This window comes from bacterium (assembly GCA_037128595.1).
Classification (GTDB): domain Bacteria; phylum Verrucomicrobiota; class Kiritimatiellia; order CAIKKV01; family CAITUY01; genus JAABPW01.
Genome location: JBAXWB010000002.1, coordinates 22,223 through 44,866 on the forward strand (window position 1 = coordinate 22,223; position 22,644 = coordinate 44,866).

The 22,644-nt window shown below is 57.4% G+C and carries 16 protein-coding genes; 3 read left to right on the plus strand and 13 right to left on the minus strand.

Annotated features, from left to right (window positions below):
* Positions 1–6: 6 nt before the first annotated feature.
* On the minus strand, positions 7–1,674 hold the full coding sequence (gene lnt, locus WCS52_01115) for an apolipoprotein N-acyltransferase (protein ID MEI6165772.1): 1,668 nt from the start codon (positions 1,672–1,674) through the stop codon (positions 7–9).
* Complete coding sequence (gene secA, locus WCS52_01120; protein MEI6165773.1) at positions 1,653–4,694, minus strand: preprotein translocase subunit SecA; 3,042 nt, start codon at positions 4,692–4,694, stop codon at positions 1,653–1,655. The genes lnt and secA overlap by 22 nt, the downstream gene beginning before the upstream one ends.
* Before the next feature lie 114 nt (positions 4,695–4,808).
* Here secA and WCS52_01125 point away from each other — a divergent pair, with 114 nt between their 5' ends.
* On the plus strand, positions 4,809–5,960 hold the full coding sequence (locus WCS52_01125; protein MEI6165774.1) for a serine/threonine-protein kinase: 1,152 nt from the start codon (positions 4,809–4,811) through the stop codon (positions 5,958–5,960).
* Between the two features lie 69 nt (positions 5,961–6,029).
* On the opposite strand, the gene WCS52_01130 is transcribed toward WCS52_01125, so the two are convergent.
* The 7 genes from WCS52_01130 to crtI (WCS52_01160) all read right to left on the minus strand — a co-directional run bounded on the left by WCS52_01130 (position 6,030) and on the right by crtI (WCS52_01160) (position 14,306).
* Positions 6,030–6,896 carry a DUF4388 domain-containing protein gene (locus WCS52_01130; GenBank protein MEI6165775.1) on the minus strand — a complete coding sequence of 289 codons (867 nt, stop codon included), beginning with the start codon at positions 6,894–6,896 and terminating at the stop codon, positions 6,030–6,032.
* Between the two features lie 208 nt (positions 6,897–7,104).
* Positions 7,105–8,586 (minus strand): transposase, encoded by a 1,482-nt coding sequence (locus tag WCS52_01135; GenBank protein ID MEI6165776.1) that lies wholly within the window; start codon positions 8,584–8,586, stop codon positions 7,105–7,107.
* A gap of 248 nt (positions 8,587–8,834) precedes the next feature.
* Positions 8,835–9,374 carry a DUF4337 domain-containing protein gene (locus WCS52_01140; protein MEI6165777.1) on the minus strand — a complete coding sequence of 180 codons (540 nt, stop codon included), beginning with the start codon at positions 9,372–9,374 and terminating at the stop codon, positions 8,835–8,837.
* Positions 9,375–9,419: 45 nt separating this feature from the next.
* Positions 9,420–11,066 (minus strand): electron transfer flavoprotein-ubiquinone oxidoreductase, encoded by a 1,647-nt coding sequence (locus WCS52_01145; GenBank protein MEI6165778.1) that lies wholly within the window; start codon positions 11,064–11,066, stop codon positions 9,420–9,422.
* 170 nt (positions 11,067–11,236) lie between these two features.
* Positions 11,237–11,719, minus strand: coding sequence for a glycosyl-4,4'-diaponeurosporenoate acyltransferase (locus WCS52_01150; GenBank protein ID MEI6165779.1), 483 nt, complete (start codon positions 11,717–11,719; stop codon positions 11,237–11,239).
* Entirely contained in the window at positions 11,719–12,819 is a 1,101-nt protein-coding gene (locus tag WCS52_01155) for a glycosyltransferase family A protein (protein ID MEI6165780.1), read from the minus strand. The genes WCS52_01150 and WCS52_01155 overlap by 1 nt, the downstream gene beginning before the upstream one ends.
* Positions 12,816–14,306: a phytoene desaturase family protein gene (crtI, locus tag WCS52_01160; protein MEI6165781.1), complete on the minus strand. Its 1,491-nt coding sequence runs from the start codon at positions 14,304–14,306 to the stop codon at positions 12,816–12,818. The genes WCS52_01155 and crtI (WCS52_01160) overlap by 4 nt, the downstream gene beginning before the upstream one ends.
* Positions 14,307–14,362: 56 nt before the next feature.
* On the opposite strand from crtI (WCS52_01160), the gene WCS52_01165 reads away from it, so the two are divergent.
* Together WCS52_01165 and crtI (WCS52_01170) are read left to right on the plus strand one after the other, a co-directional pair.
* On the plus strand, positions 14,363–15,745 hold the full coding sequence (locus WCS52_01165) for an aldehyde dehydrogenase family protein (GenBank protein MEI6165782.1): 1,383 nt from the start codon (positions 14,363–14,365) through the stop codon (positions 15,743–15,745).
* Positions 15,746–15,757: 12 nt separating this feature from the next.
* Positions 15,758–17,269, plus strand: a complete 1,512-nt coding sequence (gene crtI, locus WCS52_01170) for a phytoene desaturase family protein (GenBank protein ID MEI6165783.1) — start codon at positions 15,758–15,760, stop codon at positions 17,267–17,269.
* Between the two features lie 93 nt (positions 17,270–17,362).
* Here crtI (WCS52_01170) and WCS52_01175 read toward each other — a convergent pair whose 3' ends face one another.
* The 4 genes from WCS52_01175 to WCS52_01190 form a co-directional block, all read right to left on the minus strand.
* Positions 17,363–17,698, minus strand: a complete 336-nt coding sequence (locus WCS52_01175) for a toxin-antitoxin system HicB family antitoxin (GenBank protein MEI6165784.1) — start codon at positions 17,696–17,698, stop codon at positions 17,363–17,365.
* A gap of 484 nt (positions 17,699–18,182) precedes the next feature.
* Positions 18,183–19,223, minus strand: coding sequence for a sialidase family protein (locus WCS52_01180; protein ID MEI6165785.1), 1,041 nt, complete (start codon positions 19,221–19,223; stop codon positions 18,183–18,185).
* A 482-nt stretch (positions 19,224–19,705) separates the two neighbouring features.
* Entirely contained in the window at positions 19,706–21,121 is a 1,416-nt protein-coding gene (locus tag WCS52_01185; GenBank protein MEI6165786.1) for an NADH-quinone oxidoreductase subunit N, read from the minus strand.
* Positions 21,122–21,146: 25 nt separating this feature from the next.
* On the minus strand, positions 21,147–22,643 hold the full coding sequence (locus tag WCS52_01190) for an NADH-quinone oxidoreductase subunit M (protein ID MEI6165787.1): 1,497 nt from the start codon (positions 22,641–22,643) through the stop codon (positions 21,147–21,149).
* Position 22,644 lies beyond the last annotated feature (1 nt).

A 22,644-nucleotide genomic window follows, 5' to 3' on the forward strand; every position in this document is an offset into this window, starting at 1 on the left:
AACGCATCACCCCTTTTGGCGTTTAGGCATGAGGGATCTGCAGGACAACACAAAGCACAGAACCGCGACAACGCCGCAGGGAATTCCTAAAAGCCAGTCCCCATAGCGGGTGTAGGGCGTCAATTCGAAATCGGCCCCGGGCATCGGAACCTGCCAGCGCAACACGGCGGCCTCCGGTGGTCGGCCAATCCCGTTTTCAGTCTGCTCGACAATCAGCCCTGTGGGTTCAATCAGACAGGAAATGCCGGAATTCGCCACCCGTAGCGCCGCCACCCGGTTCTCTACGCAACGGAAAACACAATGACTCAAGTGCTGCTCCGGTCCGGCGGACCGGTCGAACCAGGCATCATTCGTCTGGTTCACCAGCAATCGGGCCCCTTTTTTGACGGCCCGCCGCGACAGATCCGACATGATATCCTCAAAACAGATCAGACAGGAAAAGGTCCACTGCGGTAAGGTTCCCATCGTAAACACGGTTGCATCGTCTCCGGGTGAGCAATTCCACCCCATGGGGGCTAACTTACCGAGCCAGGGAATCCAGCCGCTCAAAGGCACATACTCACCAAAGGGAACCAGATGCTGCTTATAATAATGCCCGGCGATCACGCCATTGGTGTCGAACAGGAAACTCGCATTATAATACATCACATTCCAGCCGATACTGACCTCATCCATGGAGCCGACCAGCAGGGGTCTTCCCCACCGGCTGAGCTCCTCAACCACCGCCTTCGAGTCCCCGCGATCATCTGTCACACAATAAGGGGTTGCGGTTTCCGGCCAGATAATCAAATCGGGAGCGCCCTCGGGATCCTTCACCGCCTGTGCCATCAGGTGCCTGAAGGTGGCGTGAATGAGATCCACATGTTCATCCGTCCATTTTGTCACCTGCGGGATGGCCGGTTGAATGGCCCCGATCGTCACGGACCCGCCAGTCGGGGCCTGTTCCCGAACCAGCAGGACGCCCGTCCGGAAGGACAGCGCTATACTGATCAACGCGATGAATAGCTCCAAATGCGGCCGGTAGCGCTCCTGTTTGCGAAAGGGGATGTAGCGCAAGAGTGTCATCGCCAATCCTGTATTCACCAGCATCAGGATCCCTGAAACGCCAGGCACCCCGACCCATTGGGCCGTTTGAATCAGCATGATATTCCGGTACTGGGAGATGGCCAGCAGGTTCCAGGGAAATCCCCCGAACAGAAAGGAGCGGATGATCTCCGAGCCCACCCATAAGACCGGGATCATGATCGTCAGCAGAAGGCTTTGCCAGAGCTTTTCCGTGCCGATCTTACTGACGAGCCAGACGGCCGACATGGCGAAGGCTCCAAGATAAAGCGCACAATACCCGCACAGCAACAGCCAGCCGAGCACAATCAGCAGGGCGGGCGCCGGCGACGTCTCAAACAGGCGGAACAACCAGCTCATGGTGGTGAGCCAGAAAATGAGACCGGTCGTCAGCCCCAGTTTAAAGGCCAGGGGGACCGATCTTGTCGAGGGCTCACGTGGCGGCACCAACAGTGCCAGCAACAGGGGGATCAGGGCGACCCAAGCCACCTGACCGGACTCGAAGGGAGGAAACGCGACGGCCAGCAACAGCCCCGATACCACCGCGGCGATCCAGCGCCACGACTCGCGTATCCACCCCAACCACCGGATCAAGTAGCTTCCCCGCAACACTTCTTGTATTTCTTGCCACTTCCGCAGGGACAGGCGTCATTACGCCCGACTTTCGCCGTGGCCCGCTGCACCGGCTGGGAGGCGGCTTTCATGGCCGCCTGCATCGCCGCGTCACCGCCACGCACCGCCGATTTTGCCGGCTGGGCCGCGGATTCGTCCGACTGCCCCAGCACCGACACCCCGTCATGAATGGTCTGGGTGGGCATTTCACGCATGAACCGTTCGAATGCCAGCATCTGGGTGGATGCCCTGAAAATCTTTTCACAGATATCCGCCCGGATGTCATCCATCAGGGTGGCAAACATGTCGTAGGCTTCCCGCTTGTATTCAATCAGCGGATCCCGCTGGCCATAGGCGCGCATCCCGATCCCCTGCCGCAGCCCGTCAATCCCTCTCAGGTAATCCTGCCAATGCAGGTCGATCGCCTGCAGCATCACCTGACGCTCCACATTCTGCATCAGCTCGCCGCCTTCTGCGGCGACCTTAAGCTCATAGGCCTCCTTGACTCTCTCGAAAATGAACTTCACCACTTTCTCGAGATCGTCCTTGCCCAGGCTCAACTCCTCCCGCTTCACGGCGATCGGGAACGTGCTGTGGACCCAGATGAGAAAAGCCTCAATGGCATCCTCCTTGCCCCCCTCCAGCATGGAATCGACATGCGTGGAGATCACATCATAAATGACATCATACAGCTGCTCCCGGGTCTCAATGCCCCGGACGATATCCCCGCGGAACGAATAGATGATCGAGCGCTGCTTATTCATCACATCATCATATTCAAGCGTGCGCTTGCGGATGGAGAAGTTCTGCTGTTCCACCCGGCGCTGGGCGGTTTCGATGGAGCGGTTGAGCATGGAATGTTCGAGCATTTCGCCCTCCTCCATGCCGAATTTCTCCATGAAACTGGCAATCCGGTCGGAGCCGAACAAGCGCATCAGGTCATCCTCCAGCGACACATAGAAGCGCGACATCCCGGGATCGCCCTGCCGGGCACAGCGCCCGCGCAACTGCCGGTCAATACGCCGCGACTCGTGCCGCTCGGACCCGATCACATACAGGCCGCAGGGCTTTTCCACCAGTTGATCCTTCAGGGTTTTTCCATCCAGCTTCTCGTTCAGCGCATGCTGCGAGAGAATCACCTCACGGGGGACCCAGATGACGCCTTCGCCCAGTTTGATATCCGTACCACGTCCGGCCATATTGGTAGCGATGGTCACCGCTCCCTTCTGTCCGGCACGGGCCACAATATCCGCCTCACGCTCATGGTTCTTGGCATTTAACACGCTGTGCGGGATTTTCGCGCGGTTCAACATCCGGCTCACCAGCTCAGACGTTTCCACCGAAATGGTTCCCACCAGCACAGGCTGTTGCCGTTCATGACATTCCGCAATCTCATCGACAATCGCCTTGAATTTTTCGCGCTGGGTCTTGTAGACCACATCATTCTTGTCCACCCGACGCACCGGCCGGTTGGTGGGAATGACCATCACGTCCAGTTTGTAGATCTGGTGGAACTCATCCGCTTCCGTCTCCGCCGTACCCGTCATGCCGGCCAGCTTCTTATACAAGCGGAAGTAATTCTGAATGGTGATCGTGGCGAGCGTCTGGGTTTCGCGCTCGATCTTGACCCCTTCCTTGGCCTCCACCGCCTGATGCAGTCCGTCACTCCAGCGACGACCGGGTAGAATTCGGCCGGTATACTCATCCACGATCAGGACCTGGTTTTCCTGGACCACATACTGGACATCTTTTTCATAGAGGCAGTACGCCTTGATCAGCTGATCCACATTGTGAATGCGCTCACTACGCAGGGCCACCCGCTCCTGGAATTCGAGTTTCTTTTTAGCCCGTTCCGTTTCGCTCAAGGTGGTGTCGCCATCGATGTCGGACATCACGGACACCAGATCCGGCAACACATACGCCTCGGGATCGGAGGGGCTCATTTCCTCGCAGCCCTTTTCCGTCAGGGTGGCATCATGCCCCTTCTCATCAATCACAAACAGCAACTCCTCGCGCAAGGCACGGGCCTGCTCCTTGTACATATCCGTCAGCATCATGCCTTCCACCTTCTCCACCAGGCGCCGGACGGAAGGTTCCTCGAGCAGATGGGTCAACTGCTTGTGCTTAGGCATGCCCTTGCGCACCTTGTAAAGCTTCTGCATGGCCAGCTCATCGTTCTTCTGTTCAATGGCGGTGCGCGCCTCGACAATCAGCTGGTTGCACAGTTCCGACTGCCGCTTGACCAGCCGTTCCACGCGGGGCTTCACTTCCTGGTATTGATGGGACGATACCGGGGCGGGGCCGGAAATGATCAGAGGGGTACGCGCCTCATCGATCAGGATGCTGTCGATTTCGTCAACAATGGCATAGAAATGGCCCCGCTGGACCTGATCCTCGGCGCGCCAGGCCATGCCATTGTCGCGCAGATAATCAAATCCGAATTCGCTGTTGGTGCCGTAGGTGATATTCTTGGCATACTCCGCCCGGCGCTCCTCGGGATTCATCTGATTCTGGATACAGCCGACGGTAAGCCCCAGATACTTCAGGAGCAGTCCCATCCAATTCGAATCGCGGCGGGCCAGATAATCATTCACGGTCACCAGATGGACATTCGACCCGCTCAAGGCGTTTAAATACAGCGGGAGCGTCGCGACCAGGGTTTTGCCTTCACCGGTGGCCATTTCGGCGATTTTCCCGTGATGCAGGGCCATGCCGCCCATCAACTGGGTATCAAAGGGAATCATCTCCCAGGTCAGCTCGTGCCCACAAACGTCAAACTGGGTGCCACACAACCGGCGACAGGCATTTTTGACCACCGCAAACGCCTCACAGAGAATGTCATCCAGCGTCTGCCCCTTCGCCAAACGCTCCTGGAATTCAAGGGTTTTGGCCTTGAGTTGATCTTCCGTCAGCGCCTGATACTGCTGCTCGAGCTCATTGATCCGAGCCACCAGCGGCTGCATTTTCTTCACGTCACGCTGATTCTTCGTCCCGACAATTTTTTTCAACAACCACTGCATAGATAATTCCTTACTCACTACCCGATTCCGGGGAAAGTCAAAAACAGGGGCACTCTAGGCCATTATAGCCATGATTGCCAGTCAGAATCCGCTATGGTAAGGTTTGCCCCTCAAATGGAAGATCACTCAATACAACTTGATGCGGACGAAACCGTACTGGAGAGCACCCCGCCCTCCCCTCCGGTCGATCCGGATATCCGCCGCCTCATCATCGATTACCGTGCGATCATCACCAGCCGCGGCATCACCCAGCCGGTTCCCTATCAATTTTCGAGAGAACTTGGCAAAGGCCGGCAGGGAATTGTATTTCTGGCGACCCGCCAGGGCGGACGCGGCTGCCATACCCGTCATGCCATTAAGATCCATGATCCCGGCATCTATTCTTCCGCTGAAAAATACTGGACGGACATGGGGCGACTGGCCAGTCAGGTCTCAAAACTTCAACCGGTCCATAGCGAGAATCTGGTCACCCGCGACAGCTATGATGAAACCAACGGCATCGGCCATCTGCAAATGTCGGTGATTGACGGCATTGACCTGCAGTATCTGCTAAGCGGCTCGCACCTTGCGATTGCGCGCAGTCAGTCCACCGATGAGGAATGGGACCATTTCATGAACACCCTGTTCCGGATGGAGGAAGCCCGCTTCACGCTTCAGCCCGGAGCGGCGCTTTATATACTGCGCAAGATTCTCATGGGCCTGATGGTGCTTCATGAGGCCAATTACCTGCATGCTGACATCAAGCCCTCCAACATCATGATTGACCGCATGGGCTCCGTGAAGCTCGTCGACTTCGGCCGGGCGGTTGAGATCGGCGAGAAAATCAGTATTTTGCTGGGGAGCCCGGTCTACATGGCGCCGGAAACCCACCGCCTCGAGCCCGGCCGTGCACAAACCGACCTGTTCAGCGCAGGAATGGTGGCCTTGGAAATGTTAAGCGGCAAATCCCTCGAGGCCTGCAACGACATGGATGATGAAACCCTGTTGCAGTTCAAGCTCTTCCTGTATGGCCAAGTGGAAGCCCTGCTCCCGCCGAACATCCAGAAAAGCAAAAGTATTGTGCGGCTGCTGAAGCGGTTTCTGGCTCCCGACCCTGAACAACGCTATGGCAGTGCCCGGGAAGCCGAAGAGAGTTACTACCGCCTGCGCAGCATCTATCGCGAAATGGGCCAGAGTGCGGATACCGAATATGATCGCGAACTCCTGACCTACCTGCAGAAAATCACCGACCCCAACACCGGATTCCTCAATCCGCGGCTGGAGTAAGCCCGTAGTCAGTAGGCAGTAAGCAGTGGGCAGTAAGCAGCCTACTGCCCACTGCTTACTGCCTACTGACTACCGTTGCTGTACGGCGCACAGGAAGCGACGCTTCCCGAGATACTCCAGCATCACCCCATTGGCCCGGATCGAGCGGACGGTCACCCCATCCACTTGCTCGCCTACGCCCAATAGCTGGCCGTTCAGGATGGCGTAGCACTGCCTCTGGCCGGAGGCGGCCAAGGCCGAAAGAATGATATCCGGCCATCCATCCTGGATAACAACCGGAGGTTTCTCCGGGGTGGTGGCCACCACCATCACGGCCGGCGGGCGGGGTTCCATAATGGGGTTGACCGCTGCCGACGCTTTCTTTTCTGTCAGAAAACGAGCCCCCCAGGTGACGCTCAGCCCGACCACCAATGCCACCCCGGCCGCAACGGCAACAGGCTTCATCCAGCGCCCCGCCATCAAAAACCCGCGCTTACTGGGGCGAACACCTGCGTGATGAGCAGGCGCGGGCATCGGCTCATCGCTTTGATCTGCAGGACTCCCCGAAACATCGGACACCACGCATTGCGCCGGTGGTGACGACGGAAGGCGGGCGGGAGCGACCGGAGCCAACGCGTCCCGTCCAATCGCCCTCAGGCAGAGCATCAGGAGGGCAACCGTATCCTTGACAATGGTTTTGGCCGGCAACTCCGTTGCCTCCCCCACCATAAACTGGCCTTGTTTGAGGCGAAGCATGCACTCAACGGCGAGTTCGCCTTTCCGTCCATTCCAATCCGCAGCGATAATCGCCCCTTCCTGAAGCCAGATCCGCCCAGTCATGGCCGACGCGGATACTTCAACATAACCGTTCAGCGTCTTCCGGCGGGTCATCACCTGCAACATGTCCATGAGCAGTCCTGATTCAAGCTCCCCCTGCATTTTGAAGTTTGTACCCATCTTCTGCATTCCTCCGTAATTAGAGCCTGTCCCATATAACGCTATTTCCTGATTTTCTTCCGCCATTTTTGTGCCAGCCAAGCGCCATTTTTCCGCCAGCCATTCACTTTTGTCGTACACCCATCAAAACCCTAACAAAAAGGCCATTTTCAGACAGACCACCGCGTTCTTTTCCTTGCTCCTCGCCAGCTTTTCTAAAACAACCCTTTTAGGCCGCTTTTCTTTTTTGACGGTCTTTCTCTTGCGCACGCAGCATCCGCGCCAAAACCCACAAGTTATGCGCCAACACCGCCCATGCCACTTCACGCTCACGTGACTCGAATCCCTTGTTGCGCAATACCGGTCCCAGAAAATTGTTCTTCAAAATCCCGATCCGCCCTTCCGTCTGTGCCCGACGACGCTGGATGTCCGCAAACCCTTCATCCTGCATCCGATCTTGGAGCACTGGCACGGAGCGTGGGCATATCCCGTTCATGATCCCGTGCTTCCTCAACTTGCGTCGTGTAGCCGGCCGGTCAAATCCCCGATCCGCCCCGACCGCCGATGGATACCGTTGGAAATCCGCATGAATCCGGTCCAGGCTTTCCTCCAACAGTGGCGAATCTCCCCGGCTCTGCTCCCGCAACAATTTCCAGTCCACAATCAAGCCATTCTGTTGCTCGCCCACATACAGCGTGTTCCCAAACTCAACATTGGCCCCGGCCTTGCCCCTCACAATCACCCGCACATCCGGCTCGTAAAGACTCAGCAGCTTTTCTTCATTGGGAACCAATCGTCGACCAATCAGTCGCTCATGGGCCTGCCGTACCGCCTCGGGCAATTGCGTCAGGATCCCGTCCATCCGCCGCCACACCTGCCGCGCTTGTGCTTCCGTCAAATCCGTTTGCATCCAATCGGCCTTCAATAGGGACACATACCGTTGCGCATGGTTACGCACCACCTTTACCAGCCGCTTCATCCGGCGCAACACCCGCTTGCGCCGCTTTACCGAATCAGCCGCTCGCCGCCCCTGCGTCATCTCGATGCACAACCGGTTGATCTCGCGCAGAAACGTCTCAGGTTCCTCCATGCGGTGTTTCAGCCCGTGACGACGGATTAATGACACCGCCTTCATCAGCGTGCGAACTCCGTCTCGCAGCAGCACCCAGTCCGTCGGAAAATGAATATTCGCTTTCAGACAAGTCGAGTCCACCAGCAGCACATCAACTCCTGCGTCGGCGTCCAGCCCTAGTCCGGCATGATCTACCCCGCCAGCCATCCTCAACAACACACTGACCAGTTCCCGGATCTCGCTTTCAGGCGCCAGCTTGTCATACCGCTCCAGCGTGCTCTTCGAAGGAATCTTCACCCCTTCAATCCCTCCCACCTGGCAGAACCGCTGCAACACAAAACTTTCCGCCAATCGCATCGCAAACTTCCGGTATTCCCGCTCTGTCAACTGCCGCGCAATCCCCACCCGCAAGGCTTGGATACACATCGTCTGATAGCGCAACCGGGCTTTCGTCCCAAGCCGATCTCCAGTCTGTTCCCATGCCGCAAGCCTCGTCTCCACAAAGTGGGTCTCAATCCCGCTCCGAACCAGAAGTTCGTCAATTTGATCCAGTTGCCCGGCATACTCCCGGTAATCCGCATTCCCAAAAACTTTCGGAAGTTCTCGCTTCAGCTCCTGCTCTTGGTCTATAAATCTCATGTCGTGGTGTCTCCCAGGCGTCGTAACCAGGGTTATAACACACCGATTTTGGGCAAAGCACCGTTTTTGACGGCCTTTGCCCATTTTCTTTTTACCAATTCATTCACTCCTGCCGTAGGGGTGTGCTTATGGGACAGGCTCTAATTAGGAATGAAGCAGAAGGAGTGCCAAGTGCCATTCAGGACAAAAACTATCGGTAATTACGAGCGCGGAATGCGAAATTTCTCAAAATATGGAAAAGGAGCCGCCTATTTCAGGAACAAATAGAATCCGTTGGCAAAATGCACGAGGCCAACCGCGCCAACGCCCAAGCCGGTCACCCATAAGGGCTTTTTCTTGAGTAAGGCGGCAATGGATGAAAGCAGGATGGCAATTTGCAGAAAAATGACAGCCATCCCGAAGGCAGCTGAATGCCGACCGCAAAGATCACGAAAATCCTCCAAGTCACGCGCCTTTTTTTCTATTTCAACTTTCTCGCCCTCATACTTCTGCACCTTCGTCTTATAGGCCGTGATCCGCTCCGTGTAGTCTTTTTGAAGTTCAGCCGATAAGGAGGCCCCTGCAGCCTTGAGTTCAAGCTGAAGCTTGTCACCCTGCAAATCGTAAATATACCCCTTAATACTTTTTGACTGATAATACGCCCACTGATCCGATGCCTTGGTCTGGCTCATCACTGATTTAGTGGAATAGCCCCCCCCTTTGAAGGTTGCCATCGTGGCGCACACCGCCAGGATCACGGTTGTCAATGCCAGCCAATTCATCCAAGGCTCTTTTTTGTCGTCTGCCATAATATTTACCTAAAAACAGGGTTCGAAGTTCAGGGTTCGGGTAATTTACATTTTGGAATAAACCGGGCCGCCACCACCCTCCGGGGGGGTCCACTTGATATTCTGCAGGGGATCTTTGATCTGGCAGGTCTTGCAATGCAGGCAGTTCGAGAAATCGATGTGGATCCCCTGCTGATCATCCTTGAGCACATATACCTGTGCCGGACAGAACAGCGTACAGGGAGCGCCATATTTCTTGATGCACACTTTACATTTTTCAGTATCCAGAATCTTCAGATGCGACGGCTGGTTTTCCTCATGGTGCGTCTTGGACAGGAATAAATCCGAGAGCCGGTCCATTTGCACATTCGCCTCATCGGCAGCCACCTTAGGCGGCACCGCACAGGGCTTCACATCGGCCTTGGCCTTCATGACCTCCCAGTCGGGCTCCAGCCCCATCCGTCCGGGCGGGAGCACGCCACCGCTGAACACGCTCATTCCCACCGCCGCCATACCCGGGAGTGAACCATAGGTAAAGGCCGCACGGACATTCCGGATCTTCTCCAACTCCTTCCAAGGCGTCGAATCCTTGAGAGACTCGGGATATTTCTGCATGGCCGCCACGGAAAAGTCTTTATTCTTCCACCCTTCGAACAACGCATCCCCTGCCGCGATCCCGGACTGAACCGCCAGATGGACGCCTTTCAGACGCAAGGAATTGCACAACCCGGCCGCATCCCCCACTATCACGGCCCCATCCGCGACCAATTTCGGAATCGAATTCAAGCCTCCTTCAGGAAGGACCTTGGCGCCATATTCCAACACCTTGCCGCCCGCGATAAAGGGAAGGACCGTCGGATGGTGTTTGAACAACCGGAACATATCATGGGGATTGGTCGTGGGATTCTTGTAATCCAGGGCGGTCACCATTCCGATCGCCACCAACGTGTCGCTCAGGCAATAAATGAAGCCACCGCCGTAGGTCTTGGCATCCAGCGGATAGCCGAAGGAATGCAGGATGGTGCCGGCCCGGCCTTTGCACTCAGGCGTCTCGATCAACTCCTTGACGCCAACGGCATAGGTCTGGGGATTCGCCCCGCGCATTCCCTCATCGGTCAACAATTTCTCAGTCAGGAACCCGCACGCCCCTTCACCCAGAACCACCATGGTGGCCATCAGATCAGGACCGAGTTCAAAGTTCGCACGTTGCTCGCCATTTTTATCAAGCCCTTTGTCGCCCATACGGACCCCGACAATACGCCCCTTCTCCCGCAATAGCTCAACGGCGGAAAACCCTGAGTAAATTTCAGCCCCGGCCTTTTCGCACAAGCCCGCTAAATGGCGGGTCAGGGCGGACAACGACACGATGGGATAGCCCTCGGCATGCATCGTCGGCGGCACCCAGGGGACCTTGGTCGAACCGGTGGCCGTCAGATGATGGAAGCTTTCCTTGTTGACCGCCGCGAACTGCGGCAGCGCTGCAAACTCTTCGTATTCGAGTAAATCAGCGAGAGAGGAGGTATCCACCACGGCGCCCGACAAATTCTGCGCTCCCACGGATGGGGCCTTATCAATAATCAGAATGCTGGGCGGCTGCATCGAACCATCCGGTTCCCGCTTCACCCGCTTGAGCAACTGCAATACCGTGGAAAGCGTCGCCACTCCACAACCCACACCAATAATATCAAACGTCATTGAATCACGAGTCGACATGTCAGCATCACTCCTTAATCAAGATAATACCCAACGATGTTCACCTTCATGGAGAGCACAGTTGGGTAAAATAACAATGGAACGATTTATAGCACGCACAACAGTCCAATTGCAATTGTTCGTTAAAACTTTCACAATCACCTCGGGGCGGAATCTGGTGTTCCGCCCCTCTAACTCGTCTGGCGCTTCAAAGCGGCGGTCAACCTTAACCGGTTATACCGCTGGACCAAGATGCACGGCAGATTGGCCGCCACCCCATACGCCACCATCACCATCCCTACCCTCCACGAATTCCAGAAAAAGAACACCAATGAAAATCCAAGAACAATCCAGTGCACCACTTCACTGCGGCAGGTCTCAATCAAAAAGCGATTCAAATAGCTGGCCCCATGACCCCGGATCGTCTTCTTCCGGAATCCCTGTTTGAAGAGAGCCGCCCCGTCCGGCAGCATCCGTTTCCACGCCTTGATCGCGAGCAACTTTTCATAAAACTGCCCGCCGCGTTCCCAGCGTCGCCCTCGAAAAAGCCAGCCGGCGGGATCGAACCAGACCGGCGCGAGTTGTGTCCCCAGGCCGGCCACCCCAAGGTGGATCAGCAACCATGCCAGAATGTTAACGGCCACCAACCACCACATAAACGGTTCCTCCGGCATTACCCCTCCTCCGTCAAATCGATCCGACGCCCCTTCCAGGATACGTCTTTCGCGAACCCGACCCTTACAACGGAACGAGTAAAAACAGCCAGATAGAAAGCCAGGAAAACCGGATAGCTGGGCGCAACAAACCAGCGGAATGCCCCTATCCTTGCGAGCATCGTATAAATTTGCCCCACGTATAATACATAGACCACCAGCCACGGGCCCGGATTCTCCCCGCGCGCGGCCGTCAGCGCCAGGAGGCCCACTACCGTTAACCCGCCTGTTATCCAGGCACCAATGGCGAGCAATATCAATAACGGCGTCTGCGCGGCGCCTGTCGCAAACGCCTTGGTCCATCCCGCCGCCAACTCACGGAGTCCACCGGGATACATCCGCATCGTCACCACCCCTGCTCCTCCGTAACATCGCATCGGAACACCCGCCCGCGCGAACAAAGGCGCCATGAAGAAATTTTCAAGAATCCGTCCCTTGACGGCCTCATGGCCGCCGATCGCCTGATAGGCAGGACGCCCCACCATCAGGAGAGGCCCGAAAAGTCCACGGGGTTGAAGATGCGCCCCAAAAACCGTAAAGGCTCCGGTGCCCGCCGTCATCACCAGGTTGAAAAAGGCCGACAGCTGCTCATAGAACAAGGGGACCCTGTGATAGGGCCCTACCGATAAAACGCCCGGCTGACGGGTATAGGTGTCCCGGATCGCACGCAACGCTCCTGGTTCAAAGTGCACATCCGCATCGACGAAAAGCAAAACATCCCCTTCCGCTTCGCGGGCACCTTGATGACACGCCCAGGTTTTACCCCGCCACCCTGACGGGAGCGGAGCCGATGACACTACCCGCGCGCCACCCGCCCGGGCAACCCCAGCCGTACGGTCCCGCGAGGCGTCGTCAACCACGATGATCTCCTCCGGCGGCAGATCCTGCGCCACCAGGGAACCAAGCAGCACGGGCAGGTTCTTTTCCTCGTCCCTGGCGGGCACAATAACGGAGAGGGTAAAGGGCGCTCCGGAAACCGGACTCCGCCGGCATGGCGGGATCCGGAACAGGAACAAGAAGCCAAGCGCCCATAGCCCCATCACTATGAGTAGCGCGATCACCCCCGGTCCCACTCGACAATCTTGCGGCACACGTTCTGGCCGCATAATACAACCATCGGCATCCCGCCGCCGGGATTAACCGAGCCGCCGACAAAGAACAGATTCGCGTAGCGAGCATCCTGTTTGGGTGCCTTGAAACCGAAATTCCTCCATTTGTCCGCCACCACCCCGTAGATGGAACCCCGGTTCGAGTAATACTGACGCTGGATGTCACGGGGCGTCCACACATGCTCAAACACGATGTGCTTGCGCAAATCCGTCAGGCCCATGCGCTCAAGTTTGATGATGACCCGATCCTTGAAAGCCATGTAGTCCGCCTCGGTCAAGGGGTGCTGCTCATTCAGACAGGGAATGTGGGGCAGGATTTTAAGACAGTCGCACCCTGGCGGCGCCACCGTCGGGTCGGTCTTGGACGCGGCCACCAGGTAAATGGTGGGATCGTCGGAAAGAACTCCCTTTTTGAAAACCGCATCAAAGTGGGCCCGCTGCCCGCCCGAATAAAAAAAGTTATGGTGCGCCAGTTGCGGGTAGGAGATATCCAGGCCCAGGTCGATAATCAGCCCGGAACAGGCGGGGGAAAAACGCCGGAGCCGCCGCCGCGCCGCGTCATCCGGCGGCAATAGTGTCTCGTGGGCGGGAATCACCTCCATATTGGAGACGATCAGATCCGCATCGTGTGGCACCCCCTCCGTGGTGGTGATGCCCGTCACCCGGCACCCTTGCGTCCGGATCTTGGCAACCTCCGAGTTCAGGTGCACCGGGATCCCGAGTTCATCCATCAACCGGCGTAACCCCAATGCGATATGGTAGAGCCCCCCATCCACATACCACAGATCGTAACGGAACTGGATCGTGGGCAGACAGTTCATGAACGCAGGAGCATCATAGGCGGAGGACCCCACGTACTTGATGAAATAATCAAGCACGTCCCGGACATGCGGTTCGTCGATGAACCGGGCCACCCCCCCGTGCATCGTCCGGAAAAGATCAAACTTGAGAAAGTCGAGAAGTCCGTAGAAGCGCTGAAAATCGCGCACAGTGTCCAACCCACGCTCAAAATAGCCGGCATTAACAAGGTCATAAAGCTGGCCCGCATAGTCCAGGAATTCCTTGAAACGCTGCGGATCCTGGCCGACCTTGCGCAATTCGGCGTCCATCAGGTCGGCTTCGGGAACCAGATCGAGTACCGTCCCGTCTTCGAAGAAGTTGCGCCAATGCGGCCGAAGCGGCCGGATCGGGATATAGTCAGCCATCCGCCGGCCCGACCGCTGGAAAAGCCGCTCAAAGATATGCGGGAGTGTCAGAATAGACGGGCCCAGATCGAACGTGTAACCCTGCTCGGTGAGGACGTTCAGTTTGCCGCCGATCTTCCCGTTCTTTTCGAAAACCTCAACCGCATAGCCCTCCTGGGCCAGCGAAATCGCCGCCGACAGCCCCCCCAGTCCCGCCCCGATAACGATTACCTTTTTTCGCTCGGTTGTGCTCATACCGTCTCTTATACAATAACCTTGACGGGATGCGACAATATTTCGTTCCCTGTCCCATGACTGCAGATTCATGGCTGACCCAGGCGCACGCCTTCCGGGACAAGGGGACCTCTCGATCCCTGTCATTCCGGCGGGCGCAACTCCAGATGCTGGCCGCTGCGATTGAATCCAGCGAAGGCGATATACTTGATGCCCTGCACCTGGACCTGGGCAAGCCGGTCATCGAAGCCTATGCCTCGGAAGTCGGGTTTGTTCTCGCCGATATCCGTTACGCCTTGAAACACCTGACCGATTGGGCCAGTCCCCAGCGACGCCACACTCCGCTCTGGCTCAGGCCCGCCTCAAGCCGCGTTCACCCCGAACCCTACGGCGTGGCCCTCGTCATCGGACCTTGGAACTACCCCTTCGCCCTGACCCTCTCCCCGCTGGTGTCCGCCATGGCGGCCGGCAACGGGGTCTGTGTCAAACCCTCAGAATACGCACCCCATGTCTCGGGCGTGATCACCCGTCTCCTGCGTGACCATTTCCAGCCGGACTATATCACCGCGGTGGAAGGCGATGCCGCCCGCGCCCGGGAACTGGTCTGCCAGCCTTTCGATAAAATATTCTTCACCGGCAGTTCAGTCGTGGGGCGTCTGGTGCTGGCTGCAGCAGCCCCCAACCTCACACCCGTCACGCTGGAACTGGGCGGTAAATCGCCCTGCATTGTCTGTGCCGACGCCGACCTGCAGGTGGCCGCACACCGCATTGTCCAGGGAAAATTCCTCAACGCCGGCCAAACGTGTGTGGCTCCGGACCATGTCTGGGTTCAGGCTGAGGTCGTGAAGCCCATGCTGAAGCACCTCACCCGGACCCTGCGTGAGTTTTATGGCCCCGACCCGCAGCAGAGTCCGGATTATGGGCGCATCGTCAACCTCCCGCACCTGAACCGCTTAACCACCTACCTCAACCAGGGCTACCTCGAGTGTGGCGGCGCCTTCGACCAAACCGACCGCTACTTCGCCCCGACCATCCTCACCGGGGTCTCCCTGACCGCCCCCATCATGCAGGAGGAGATTTTCGGCCCCATCCTGCCGGTCCTGCCATTTGAAAAACTGGATGATGTCATCAGCCATCTCCGCACTCGTCCGCGGCCACTGGCGCTTTACGCCTTTACCGGCGAACGGGCCACCCAGGAACGCCTGCTCGCCGAAACCGCCTCGGGCGGCGTCTGTTTTAACGACACCCTGAGCCACATCCTCAGTCGTGACCTACCGTTCGGCGGTATCGGGGAAAGCGGCATGGGCGCGTATCACGGGAAGGCGGGCTTCGACACCTTCACCCATTACCGGAGCGTGCTGACACGCTCCCCGCATTTTGATCCAGGCCTGACCTATCCCCCTCCCCGGATTTCCCTGGCCACCTTGAAATGGTTCCAGCGTCTTTTGATGAGCAACTAAAGGAGTTAACCCATGCCAGCACAAAAACATATCGTCATCGTAGGGGGAGGCCCCGGCGGGCTCACCACGGCCATGATCCTCGCCCACCGGGGATTCAAAGTCACCCTCTTCGAGGCCCAACCCGTTGTGGGCGGCCGTAATGCGGCCATTAAATCAGGCCCTTATGTATTTGACGCCGGCCCCACATTCCTGATGTTAAAAGAGGTGCTCGACGAAGTCTTCATCGAGGCTGGGGCGACCACTGACAGCCTGCTGGACATGCGCCGGCTGGACCCCATGTACCGGCTCCATTTTGCCGACAAATCCATCGATACCTCCATGGATCGCGAACGGATGAAAGCCGAGATCGCCCGAGTCTTCCCTGGCCGCGAGCACCACTATGATGAGTTCATGAGCCGCGAAAAGGTTCGATTCAAAAAACTCTATCCCTGCCTGCAAAAGTCCTACCACACCCTGTCTTCATTGTTTTCAGGCAGCCTGATCAAGGCGCTACCCCACATGGCGCTAGGCCGCAGCTTATTCTCAGAAGTGGTAAAGATCTTCGGGAACGAGGACCTGGCCCTCTCCTTCACCTTTCAGTCCAAGTATCTGGGCATGTCGCCATGGGAGTGTCCGGGAATGTTCGCGATGATCCCCTATATTGAGCACGCCTTCGGCATCTACCACCCCATCGGCGGCCTGAGTCGCATCTCCGACTGCATGGCCGATGTCGCCCGCCGGAACGGAGCGGTGATTCATCTCTCCACCCCCGTCGAGGAAATCATCGTGCGCAACGGTGTCGCGGCTGGCGTGCGGCTGGCCAGTGGTGACGTCGTCGAGGCCGATGAGGTCGTCATCAACGCCGACTTCGGGTATGCCGCCACCCGGCTCTTCGCGCCCGGCACCTTGCGGAAATACACCCCCCGTAAAATGCAGAACATGAAGCTCTCCTGCTCCACGTTCATGATGTATCTCGGGCTCGACCGGAGCTACGACACCCCCCATCACGAGATTGTATTCGCCCGCGATTACCGCACCAACATCGAGCGGATCTTCAATGGGAAGGAACTGACAGGCGATCTGTCGTTCTACGTGCGCAACGCGAGCGTGACCGACCCCACCCTCGCCCCCGCCGGCCACTCCGCCCTGTACGTCCTGGTTCCCGTGCCCAATTTACGCGGGGCCATCAATTGGGAACAGCGCCGGGCCGCTTATCGAGAGATGACACTCGATGCCATCGAGTCCCGTACCGGCATGAAACTCCGGAACCACATTGTCACGGAACAACTCGTGACACCGGCAGACTGGAATCAACACTATCACGTTTACGAGGGCGCCACCTTCAATCTGGCGCACAACCTGGGCCAGATGGTCTATCTGCGACCGCGCAACAAATTTGAAGACGTCGACCACTGTTATCTGGTCGGTGGTGGAACCCACCCGGGAAGCGGCCTGCCCACCATTTACGAATCAGGCCGGATCTCCGCCAACTTGATCTCGCGCCGCCACGGGATTCCGTACGTATCAGGCAACCAGGAAGTCTGAGGGCTTTTGCCAACCGGGACGGTGTGCTCAACGACGAAAGTCAGGTTCGGAGCGGGACCGAGGTAACCTGAACTTTCTGGTTGGCAGGGTCTTTTATCCGTGCGCCAGTTTTGCCGATGCGAGACGGTTCAAGCTGACACCAGCTTCAGCAGCTTCTACGGTGAGTTCACGGTGCACATGGGGAGGGACGCGCACCATGAACTTCCCGCTGAATGACCGGCTTGCCAGCGGCTCAGGAATGGGTTCCCTTTGTTTATTCATGTCCTCGACAACGTCAGCCACTACGGACCGGACGCCGCGAAGCGCGGCCTCCGGTGCTGCGGCCAGCCAGCTCAATCCCGGAAATTCCGCGCAAAGTCCAACGTACTCTTTATCTTCTTCCGACCACGTGACGCGGTAGGTATAATGATCATCTGGAATGGTTTTCATAGTCCCACCTCTCTATTGCCTTCAATACTTGCCTGACTTGGTAAACCTTCGCTTTCCCTTTGTCGTCCTGAATGTTTACCCGTGGATCCCCCAGCCATGGCGTCCTATAGATCCGGTGGCTAGTTCCCTTTTGCCTTGGTTGTCCAAAATACTTCTCGCACACCCGGCACAAATCAGCAAAGCGAACCCCTTTAGGATTATTTCGCATCTCTGAAATTGTGTCTTCAACTGAACCCATGGGAATATAGTATCATTATTGATATCATCATCAATCAATTTTATTATGCATCGCGGTAGGGACACCCGTTAATGCCCCGATGTCGTTCTTTCGCCACATCGGAACGGCCCCAATTATCCGGTCGGACTTTCTCGGCCTTAGGGAACGTTGAAATCCTCGGCCTCTGCGTGAGCCTCGCCAGCGGCGATAGGCAGCGGGCCGTGGTTCGACGCCGCGATCGTGTTTTCCGATCCGGGGAGCCGACGGCTAAATCTCGCAATCAAAGAAAAGAATCTCGTGCCGATTGATCTCTATGGTAAACAGTATGTGACCGTTCTCAAAGAAGCCATCAGGATAGCAGTAGTTGCCCGGGAAGTCGGTGACCAGGCGCTTGTCCCCAAAGGTTTGCATATCGTCATCGCTGATCCAGAGGGCCAGCGGATAGCGGGAGGTAAAAGAGGGATCGGAATTCGGAGTATGGATCAGGGCAATGCGCCCGTCCGTCATCGGAATGAGTTTCGGTTTGTTGCCCGGGTTGGGGATATCTGTCGGTGCCGCCTCTGTCCAAGTGCGTCCGTTATCCCGCGATTCGCTTCGCCAGAGCCGTCCGCTGCCGTCCACGCGCAGGAGCATCACAATTGTACCATCGGAGAGCTGGGCAATCGTCGGCTCGGTCCACGCCCAGGCCCGTCCGGTTGCTCCCTTGATGGGGATTTTCGGACCTACAAAACGCTGATAAGTCTTGCCCAGATCCCTGCTGACGATCACGCCGTTTTCGATATGTTCAATAGCGGCATCCCAGATCGCCCTCTGATGGCGAATATCCAAGTTGTGACTAGCCGCGATCAACCGCCTGTTCTCCGCTTCCGTGACCGGAAAGTACATGTACGGCAAGACGATCTCCCCATTGCTTAGCGGCAACGTGCCGCGAATGAAGCAAAAGGTTGGGAAGAAGGGTGGCTCGCCCGCGTTTGCCCAGGTTTTCCCGCTGTCATGGCTGCGCATGACCACGCAGCGCATATTCAGGAATCTTCCGCTGTGCACCTGCAGAAACGCGTCAATGATGCCGTCAAGCACCCTCACCTCGGTCACATAAACTGCTTCTCCTGTCTCCGGGTACACCTTGAGCGGTTCGCCCCACTTTTCCCCATTGTCACGGCTTACAAAGGCATACACGCGGTTGCCAGGTGCCGGCTCGTCCACGTCTCCGCATTGGCTGACGCACAGGAGGTTACCATCTGGCATCCGGCGCAGGATCGGCTCGCAACTCAACGTGTCGCAGTGAACCAGTTTGATTTTAACGTTCATCTCTCGCATCCTCTCATAATGTCCCACTTGCGTGGTAGCATGCTTTCTCTTCGGGTCGAACATTGGTTTTCACGGGAGCGAGCTTGCGAGCCGTAGCCTGAGCCGCTTGGTTGTGTGCCGGGCAAGCCCGGTTGTTTGCAGGTGCGCTCCGCGAGCGTACCAACTTTTTACATGGGGTCAAGCCTAGCGGAAAGTTGGATGAAATCAAGGAAGCAAGTCCTGCCCCAGTTAGATAACGGCGAAGGGTAGCCAAAGGCAACTGTATCCCCGTGAGGGGAGCGGAGAAGACGCCGGAGGCGAATGCGTGGGCTGATCGAACAGAGAAGCGGATAAGGCGCGGAAAAGATCGAAGGAGCGGCGGGTTCCTCCCTTGAAAAAACGAAAACGTTTTCGTTTTTTCCGGGCGAACCGGGCCAGGCGGTGGGGCCATTAAAGCACGTGCCGGGTTGCTACGTTGTTAAAGGCTCAGTAAAGACTTCTCTTTAAAACTGAACAGACAGAATCGCTGCGTTCAACAGTTTCGCAGGGACAATACCGAGTAGTGTAACCAGGATGATCAGTACCACGCCTAGAACCGCCACCCCGCGCTCAAACGTGAAGGCGGGGCGTTGCCCGGGATCGGTGAAATAAATGACACGGGCGACGGTCAGATAGTAATACACCCCTATGGCCGTGTTCACGGCGGCAATCACCACCAGCGTCGTAAAGCCGGCACGCAGGGCCTCATTCAAAAGCAGGAACTTGCCGATAAAGCCGGCAAAGGGCGGAATCCCCGCCAGGGCGAACATGCTGGCGGCCAGAATAAATGCGGCCAGCGGGTTGCGCTGGTGCAGGCCGGACAGATCATCCAGGGTGACATTCTCGCCGTCTTTTGACATCTGGCAGATCACCAGAAAGGCCGCCAGACTCATCACGAGAAACCCGAAAATATAAAACATCGACACCGCATATCCGCCCGGCTGCAGGGTCACCAACCCCAGCAGGACATAGCCAGCATGGGCAATACTCGAATACCCCAACATCCGCTTGAGATCCTTCTGCACCAGGGCCGCCAGGTTCCCGAAGAACATGGAGCCGATCGCCGCCAGCGTAATCACCAGGCTCAACGTCTCATTTGTAGAGTGGGCGCACATGAGGAAACGGATCAAGACCGCGATCACGGCCACCTTGGGGACACCGGCAATAAAGGCCGTTGTCTCATTGGAAGCCCCCTGATAGACATCGGGCGCCCAGAGGTGCATAGGAAAGGCGGCCAACTTGAAGAACAGTCCGGCGAGAATCAGGATCATGCCCACCAGCACGGCCGGTTCGTTCCAATGCTGAACCAGCGCCGGCCCGATTTCGCTGAAATAGGTGGACCCCGTCATTCCGTACAGGTAACTCATGCCAAACAGCAGAAAGCCGGTGGCCACAATCCCGAACATCACATACTTGGCGGCCGATTCCATCTGGAGGCGGAGTCCGGTCTGTTCCCGACGCAGGGGTACTAGCAGATACAACGCATAGGAGGATAGCTCCAAGGCGATAAACAGCGTGATCAGCTCGACCGCGCTGACCAGCAGGGTCAAGCCCAGTGACCCCAGCAGCAGAAACAGGAAATATTCAGGCCGGACGTCAGCCCGGATGTCCTTCAATTTGCTACCGAACAACACCACCGCCAACAGGCCCAGGGCGATAAACACCTTGAACAGTTGGGAAAACAGATCCACCCGGTACGCATGACAAAACAGATCGCCGGCCAGACACAGGGACGCCACACTGGCCACCAGGGTCAGCAAGGCCGTGGTCAAGGCCGTCACCGCCGCCAGCCGGGTCCGCCCCTCGCCCAGACACACGCCAAAGGCCGCCAGGCTCCCGAAGATGAGCACCAGTTCAGGTAAAAAAAGAATCGGATTCATCGTGTTGTGCCATTCCTTCCGTAAATTAAATACTCAAGCCCAACTGGACTTGCATGAGCAGGTGCTGCACGCTGACATGCAGCACCTTCAGAAACGGAGCGGGGGCCAGTCCGATCCACAGAACAAACGCCACCAATGGCGCCAGCGTAACGATCTCGCGCCAGTTCAAATCCTTGAGATAGGCCGTATCCGGATTGTGGGTTCCGCCCCAGATCACGCGCTGCAGCATGCGCAGCATATAGGCCGCACTCAGGACCACCCCGGGCACCACCACCCACCCGAGCTTCATGGAATGGGCAAAGCTGCCGACCAGCACCATGAATTCACCCACAAAACTGTTCGTACCGGGGAACGCCAGGGAGGAGAGTCCGAAAATCGCCAGCGCGGTGACATAGACGGGCATCACCTTGCCGATCCCGGTCGCATTGGCCAGCTCCCGGCTATGGGTGCGTTCATAGATCATGCCCACGCAGAGGAACAGGGCCCCCGTGGTGATCCCATGGTTGATCATCTGCAGAATGGCGCCCTCAACGCCACTGGTGTTCAGGACAAAGATTCCCAAGGTGACAAACCCCATGTGCGCCACACTCGAATAGGCCACCAATTTCTTCATGTCGCTCTGGGCCAAGGCCGTGAACCCGCCGTAGATAATGCCCGCGGCCGACAGGGACAGCACATAGGGGGCAAATGCCTGGACGCCCTGCGGCGTCATCGGCAAACAGAACCGCAGGAAGCCATACGCCCCCATCTTCAGCAATACACTCGCCAGCAGCACGCTCCCGGCCGTGGGCGCCTCCACATGCGCCGCAGGCAACCACGTGTGGAACGGGAACATCGGAACCTTCACCGCAAAGGCCACGAAGAAGGCCAGAAAGACCCAGCATTGCAGCGTGAAGGAATAGGGCTGGTTCATCAGCTCAGGAATGGAGAAGGTGTGGGGCTGGCTGTGCAGATAGAGGGCGATCACCGCCACCGGCATCAGCACCGATCCGGCCAGCGTATACAGGAAGAACTTGACCGACGCATAGATCTTGCGCGGCCCGCCCCAGATCCCGATCAGCAGGAACATCGGGATCAGCATCGCTTCCCAGAAGATGTAGAACAGCACAAAATCAAGGGCCATGAATACGCCCAGCATGGCGGTTTCCATGATCAGGATGCAGGCCATGAACTCCTTGACGCGGGACCCGATCGCGCGCCAGGAACACAGGATGCACAGCGGCATCAGGAGGGTGGTCAGCAACACCAGCAGAAGACTGATCCCGTCAATGCCCAGCGCATAATGGATGTTCAGCGAAGGAATCCACGCGACCTTTTCAGAGAACTGGTACGACGCCGTCGTGAGGTCAAACGCGGCAAACAGCGGCAGGGACAGCACCGCCGTCACCAGCGTCACCCCCAGCGCCCAGACTTTGGCCGGACCATCCCCCTTGAGGACCGGCAGCAACAGGACCCCCGCCAACGGCAGGAAGGTCAGCACACTCAAGATCGGCCATTGGCCATTTGTATAAAAGCAAAGCATA

Bases quoted from the DNA above. Each gene is read 5' to 3' on its own strand.
- WCS52_01175 (MEI6165784.1), bottom strand. From the start codon at position 17,698: ATGAAAACCATTCCAGATGATCATTATACCTACCGCGTCACGTGGTCG.
- WCS52_01190 (MEI6165787.1), bottom strand. From the start codon at position 22,643: ATGCTTTGCTTTTATACAAATGGCCAATGGCCGATCTTGAGTGTGCTG.
- WCS52_01130 (MEI6165775.1), bottom strand. From the start codon at position 6,896: ATGGGTACAAACTTCAAAATGCAGGGGGAGCTTGAATCAGGACTGCTC.
- secA (MEI6165773.1), bottom strand. From the start codon at position 4,694: ATGCAGTGGTTGTTGAAAAAAATTGTCGGGACGAAGAATCAGCGTGAC.
- WCS52_01185 (MEI6165786.1), bottom strand. From the start codon at position 21,121: ATGAATCCGATTCTTTTTTTACCTGAACTGGTGCTCATCTTCGGGAGC.
- WCS52_01165 (MEI6165782.1), top strand. From the start codon at position 14,363: ATGACTGCAGATTCATGGCTGACCCAGGCGCACGCCTTCCGGGACAAG.
- WCS52_01135 (MEI6165776.1), bottom strand. From the start codon at position 8,586: ATGAGATTTATAGACCAAGAGCAGGAGCTGAAGCGAGAACTTCCGAAA.
- WCS52_01150 (MEI6165779.1), bottom strand. From the start codon at position 11,719: ATGCCGGAGGAACCGTTTATGTGGTGGTTGGTGGCCGTTAACATTCTG.
- crtI (MEI6165783.1), top strand. From the start codon at position 15,758: ATGCCAGCACAAAAACATATCGTCATCGTAGGGGGAGGCCCCGGCGGG.
- crtI (MEI6165781.1), bottom strand. From the start codon at position 14,306: ATGAGCACAACCGAGCGAAAAAAGGTAATCGTTATCGGGGCGGGACTG.
- WCS52_01125 (MEI6165774.1), top strand. From the start codon at position 4,809: ATGGAAGATCACTCAATACAACTTGATGCGGACGAAACCGTACTGGAG.
- WCS52_01140 (MEI6165777.1), bottom strand. From the start codon at position 9,374: ATGGCAGACGACAAAAAAGAGCCTTGGATGAATTGGCTGGCATTGACA.
- WCS52_01180 (MEI6165785.1), bottom strand. From the start codon at position 19,223: ATGAACGTTAAAATCAAACTGGTTCACTGCGACACGTTGAGTTGCGAG.
- WCS52_01145 (MEI6165778.1), bottom strand. From the start codon at position 11,066: ATGTCGACTCGTGATTCAATGACGTTTGATATTATTGGTGTGGGTTGT.